Below are 1,079 nucleotides of genomic sequence, written 5' to 3'. Positions count from 1 at the left end.
CCGCCCAGGATGCCCTCGGTGCCCACCTCACGGGCCACCCGGGTCACCTGCTCGGCGAACGACGACAGCTGGTCGACCATCGTGTTGACCGTGGTGACGAGTTCGAGGATCTCGCCCTTGGCGTCGACGGTGATCTTCTTCGACAGGTCGCCCTTGGCCACCGCCGTCGTCACCTCGGCGATGTTGCGCACCTGGATCGTCAGGTTGTTCGCCATGAAGTTCACGGACTGCGTGAGGTCCTTCCAGGTGCCCGAGACACCCTGGACCTCGGCCTGGCCGCCGAGGATGCCCTCCGTGCCCACCTCACGGGCGACGCGCGTGACCTCCTGCGCGAACGACGACAGCTGGTCCACCATCGTGTTCAGCGTGTTCTTCAGCTCCAGGATCTCCCCGCGCGCGTCCACGGTGATCTTCTGGGAGAGGTCACCGCGGGCCACCGCGGTCGCGACCTGCGCGATGTTGCGCACCTGGCCGGTCAGGTTGCCCGCCATGCCGTTCACCGACTCGGTGAGGTCCCGCCACACCCCGGCCACGCCCGGCACCTGCGCCTGACCGCCGAGACGGCCCTCCGTGCCCACGTCCCGGGCGACCCGGGTCACCTGGTCGGCGAAGGCGGAGAGCTGGTCCACCATCGTGTTGATGGTGTTCTTCAGCTCCAGGATCTCGCCGCGCGCGTCCACGCCGATCTTCTGCGACAGATCGCCGCGCGCCACGGCCGTCGTCACCTGGGAGATGTTGCGCACCTGCATGGTCAGGTTGTTGGCCATGAGGTTGACGGAGTCCGTCAGCTCCTTCCAGGTGCCCGAGACACCGTCCACCCGGGCCTGACCGCCGAGCCGCCCCTCCGTGCCCACGTCACGGGCCATCCGCGTCACCTGGTCGGCGAAGCTGGAGAGCTGGTCCACCATGGTGTTCACGGTGTTCTTCAGCTTGAGCATCTCGCCGGAGACGTCGACGGTGACCTTCTGCGAGAGGTCGCCGTTGGCCACCGCCGTCGTCACCTGGGCGATGTTGCGCACCTGACCGGTCAGGTTGCGGAACGCGGTGTTGACCGAGTCCGTCAGGTCCTTCCAGGTACC

The 1,079-nt window shown here is 67.7% G+C and carries 1 protein-coding gene; it reads right to left on the bottom strand.

What is annotated here, in order from left to right:
* Positions 1-1,079 (bottom strand): HAMP domain-containing protein (locus tag GTW40_RS23315; protein WP_161182139.1); only part of this gene is annotated, 1,079 nt, incomplete at both ends.

The organism is Streptomyces sp. SID4985 (genome assembly GCF_009863025.1).
Taxonomy (GTDB): domain Bacteria; phylum Actinomycetota; class Actinomycetes; order Streptomycetales; family Streptomycetaceae; genus Streptomyces.
Note: the sequence above shows the minus strand (reverse complement) of the source record. Positions and strands in the feature narration are given on the sequence as shown.